General features: G+C 64.8%; 4 protein-coding genes. All 4 read right to left on the reverse strand.

Going from position 1 to position 4,782, the window contains the following annotated elements; genetic code table 11:
* Nucleotides 1-34 precede the first annotated feature (34 nt).
* Nucleotides 35-1,228 (reverse strand): elongation factor Tu, encoded by a 1,194-nt coding sequence (gene tuf, locus ACWGI8_RS39715; RefSeq protein WP_453668310.1) that lies wholly within the window; start codon nt 1,226-1,228, stop codon nt 35-37.
* Nucleotides 1,229-1,381: 153 nt separating this feature from the next.
* The gene (fusA, locus tag ACWGI8_RS39720) at nt 1,382-3,508 is read right to left on the reverse strand and encodes an elongation factor G (RefSeq protein ID WP_453668311.1); all 2,127 of its coding nucleotides are present in this window, start codon (nt 3,506-3,508) and stop codon (nt 1,382-1,384) included.
* A 39-nt stretch (nt 3,509-3,547) separates the two neighbouring features.
* Nucleotides 3,548-4,018 (reverse strand): 30S ribosomal protein S7, encoded by a 471-nt coding sequence (rpsG, locus tag ACWGI8_RS39725; RefSeq protein ID WP_006347241.1) that lies wholly within the window; start codon nt 4,016-4,018, stop codon nt 3,548-3,550.
* Between the two features lie 2 nt (nt 4,019-4,020).
* Nucleotides 4,021-4,392, reverse strand: coding sequence for a 30S ribosomal protein S12 (rpsL, locus tag ACWGI8_RS39730; RefSeq protein WP_003948652.1), 372 nt, complete (start codon nt 4,390-4,392; stop codon nt 4,021-4,023).
* Nucleotides 4,393-4,782 lie beyond the last annotated feature (390 nt).

Consider the following 4,782-nt stretch of genomic DNA (forward strand, 5'->3'; position numbering starts at 1 on the left):
CTCGTAAGGAGCTACCAGGTCAAACCAACAAGACTTACTTGTTGATCTTGGTGACCTGGCCGGCGCCGACGGTCCGGCCACCCTCACGGATGGCGAACTTCAGGCCCTCCTCCATGGCGACCGGCTGAATCAGCGAGACGGTCATGGAGGTGTTGTCGCCCGGCATGACCATCTCGGTGCCCTCGGGGAGGGTCACCACGCCGGTCACGTCCGTGGTACGGAAGTAGAACTGCGGGCGGTAGTTGTTGAAGAACGGGGTGTGACGGCCACCCTCGTCCTTCGACAGGATGTAGGCCTGGGCCTCGAACTCGGTGTGCGGCGTGACCGAACCGGGCTTGATGATGACCTGGCCGCGCTCGACGTCCTCGCGCTTGATGCCACGGAGGAGCAGACCGACGTTCTCACCGGCCTGGCCCTCGTCGAGCAGCTTGCGGAACATCTCGATGCCGGTGACCGTGGTGGTGGTCTTCTCCTGCTTGATACCGACGATGTCGACGGTCTCGTTGACCTTGAGGACACCACGCTCGATACGGCCGGTGACGACGGTGCCACGACCGGTGATCGTGAAGACGTCCTCGATCGGCATCAGGAACGGCTTGTCGACGTCACGCTCGGGCTGCGGGATCGCCTCGTCGACGGCGGCCATCAGGTTCAGGACCGACTGGCCCCACTCCTTGTCGCCCTCGAGCGCCTTGAGCGCCGAGACCTTGACGACCGGCAGGTCGTCGCCCGGGAACTCGTACTCGGAGAGGAGCTCACGCACCTCGAGCTCGACGAGCTCCAGGATCTCCTCGTCGTCCACCATGTCGGCCTTGTTCAGGGCGACGACGATGTACGGAACGCCGACCTGGCGGGCCAGGAGCACGTGCTCCTTGGTCTGCGGCATCGGGCCGTCGGTGGCGGCGACCACGAGGATGGCGCCGTCCATCTGGGCGGCACCGGTGATCATGTTCTTGATGTAGTCCGCGTGACCGGGGCAGTCGACGTGGGCGTAGTGACGCGACTCGGTCTGGTACTCGACGTGCGCGATGGAGATGGTGATACCGCGCTGGCGCTCCTCAGGAGCCTTGTCGATCTGGTCGAAGGCCGAGGCCTCGTTCAGGTCCGGGTACGCGTCGTGCAGCACCTTGGTAATGGCGGCCGTGAGGGTCGTCTTACCGTGGTCAATGTGACCGATGGTGCCGATGTTGACGTGCGGCTTAGTCCGCTCGAACTTCGCCTTCGCCACTGGGGTCCTCCTGTGGAGTGGTTCTGTACGCCTTACTCATCGGCGCCAGGGTGATCTTTGCTGGATTGCCGTCCGCCGGGGCGAGCCTCACGGGTTCGCGGGGAAACGCCCCGACGGATACGGCGTCAAGCCTAAAGCGTGTACTCGGGTGAGTTACTCGCCCTTGGCCTTCGCGATGATCTCCTCGGCGACGTTCCGCGGAACCTCGGCGTAGGAGTCGAACTGCATCGAGTAGCTTGCGCGACCCGAGGTCTTGCTGCGGAGGTCGCCGACGTAGCCGAACATCTCCGACAGCGGCACCAGGCCCTTGACGACACGGGCACCGGCACGCTCCTCCATGGCCTGGATCTGGCCACGGCGGGAGTTGATGTCACCGATGACATCACCCATGTAGTCCTCGGGCGTGGTGACCTCAACGGCCATCATCGGCTCGAGGAGCACGGGGGACGCCTTGCGCGCGGCCTCCTTGAAGGCCTGCGAACCGGCGATCTTGAAGGCGAGCTCGGAGGAGTCGACCTCGTGGTAAGCACCGTCGAGAAGCGTGACGCGGACGCCCGTCATCTCGTAGCCGGCCAGGATGCCGAACTGCATGGCCTCCTGCGCACCGGCGTCGACCGAAGGGATGTACTCCTTCGGGATACGACCACCGGTGACCTTGTTCACGAACTCGTACGCGGCGTCGCCGCCCTCGATCGGCTCGATCGCGATCTGCACCTTGGCGAACTGACCGGTACCACCGGTCTGCTTCTTGTGGGTGTAGTCCACGCGCTCGACGGCCTTGCGGATCGTCTCGCGGTACGCGACCTGAGGCTTGCCGACGTTGGCCTCGACCTTGAACTCGCGCTTCATCCGGTCGACCAGCACCTCGAGGTGAAGCTCGCCCATACCGCCGATGACGGTCTGGCCGGTCTCCTCGTTGGTGTGCACCTGGAAGGAGGGGTCCTCCTCCGCGAGACGCTGGATGGCGACACCCAGCTTCTCCTGGTCGCCCTTGGACTTGGGCTCGATCGCGACCTCGATGACCGGCGCCGGGAAGTCCATGGACTCCAGGATCACCGGGTTCTTCTCGTCCGCGAGCGTCTCACCGGTGGTGGTCTGCTTCAGGCCCATGACGGCGACGATGTCACCGGCGCCCACCGACTCGATCTCCTCACGCTTGTTCGCGTGCATGCGGTAGATCTTGCCGATGCGCTCCTTGCGGCCCTTCACGGAGTTCAGCACGGCGGTGCCGGACTCCAGACGGCCGGAGTAGATGCGCACGAAGGTGAGCTTGCCGAGGTGCGGGTCGCTCATGATCTTGAACGCCAGCGCCGACAGGGGCTCGTCGTCGGACGGCCTGCGCTTGACGACCAGGTCCGCGTCCTTGACGTCGTGGCCCTCGATGGCCTCGATGTCGACGGGCGACGGGAGGTAGCGCACGACCGCGTCGAGCAGGGGCTGAACGCCCTTGTTCTTGAACGCGGTGCCACAGAACACCGGGGTGACCGTGGTGCCCTTGCCCTTGCCGGAGGCGATGGTGATACGACGGATCGCGGCGTACAGCTGCTCCTCGGAAGGCTCCTGGCCCTCCAGGTACAGCTCCATGATCTCTTCGTCGTTCTCGGCGACGGCCTCGACGAGCTTGCCGCGGTACTCCTCGGCAGCCTCGGTGTGGGTGGCCGGGATGTCGACGATGTCGTACATCTCGCCCTTGGCCGCCTCGGCGGACCAGACCAGGGCCTTCATGCGGACCAGGTCGATGACGCCCTTGAAGTCGGCCTCGGCACCGATCGGGAGCTGCATGACGATCGGCTGCGCACCAAGGCGGTCGCTGATCATGTCCACGCAGCGGTGGAACTCGGCACCGGTGCGGTCGAGCTTGTTGACGAAGCAGATACGCGGAACGCCGTAGCGGTCCGCCTGACGCCAGACAGTCTCGGACTGCGGCTCGACGCCGGCGACGCCGTCGAACACCGTCACGGCACCATCGAGCACACGCAGGGAACGCTCCACCTCGACGGTGAAGTCGACGTGGCCCGGGGTGTCGATGATGTTGATGGTGTGGTCGACGTCCTCGAGCGGCCAGTGACAGGTCGTCGCGGCGGACGTGATCGTGATGCCGCGCTCCTGCTCCTGCTCCATCCAGTCCATCGTGGCAGCGCCGTCGTGGACCTCACCGATCTTGTAAGACACACCGGTGTAGAACAGGATGCGCTCGGTGGTCGTCGTCTTGCCCGCGTCGATGTGGGCCATGATCCCGATGTTGCGGACCTTGGCCAGGTCAAGCGAAGTGGTGGCCATAAGGCTCAGTCTTCTCTCGGTTCTCGATGTGGGTAGCGACTACCAGCGGTAGTGCGCAAAGGCCTTGTTGGACTCGGCCATCTTGTGCGTGTCCTCACGCTTCTTGACCGAAGCACCGAGGCCGTTCGAGGCGTCCAGCAGCTCGTTCATGAGGCGCTCGGTCATGGTCTTCTCACGGCGGGCGCGGGAGTAACCCACGACCCAGCGCAGCGCGAGGGTGGAGGCGCGACCGGGCTTGACCTCGATCGGCACCTGGTAGGTGGCGCCACCGACACGGCGGGACTTGACCTCGAGAGACGGCTTGACGTTCTCGAGAGCGCGCTTCAGCGTGATGACCGGGTCAGCGCCGGTCTTCTCGCGGAGGCCTTCCATGGCGCCGTAGACGATGCGCTCAGCGGTGGAACGCTTGCCGTTGAGCAGGATCTTGTTGATCAGCGAGGTCACCAGAGGAGAACCGTAAACCGGGTCGATGATGACCGGGCGCTTCGGGGCGGGGCCCTTACGAGGCATTCTTACTTCTCCTTCTTGGCGCCGTAGCGGCTGCGGGCCTGCTTGCGGTTCTTGACACCCTGGGTGTCGAGGGAACCGCGGATGATCTTGTAGCGAACACCCGGCAGGTCCTTCACACGGCCACCACGCACGAGCACGATGGAGTGCTCCTGCAGGTTGTGTCCCTCACCCGGAATGTAGGCCGTGACCTCGATGCCGGAGGTCAGACGCACACGCGCGACCTTACGGAGGGCCGAGTTCGGCTTCTTCGGGGTGGTCGTGAACACACGCGTGCAGACGCCGCGACGCTGGGGGGAACCCTCCAGTGCGGGCGTCTTGTTCTTCTCGACCTTGTCCTGCCGGCCCTTACGGACCAGCTGCTGGATCGTAGGCACTACTTCTCCGGTTTCTGTGTGCCGTTAGTAAAGCTAACCTGGAACGTCGCCGACCCACGCGGTCGGGTGTGTCGAATGCTGCAGACTCCCGCCGCAAGGCGGAAAAGCGCAGAATTACGGTGGCCGGTCTTGGCTCGCTGTGCGGTTGAGGACACGCACATGAGCCCAGGCACACCCCAGGCACAAGGTCTGAGCGTACCTACCTCACCGAGTTCGGTCAAAACAAATGCAAGCGGGCCCGACACGCAGGTACGCCACCAGGATGCCCCCAAGCGCCCCGGACCGCCGTACGAGCGCCACAAGCCGCCTCTTGAGCCCGCACAAGGCCGGAAGGCCGGAAGGCCGGAACAACGCCGAAGGGCGGCCACCCCGTACGAAACGGAGTGGCCG

The sequence above is a fragment of the Streptomyces sp. NPDC054841 genome (assembly GCF_053611045.1).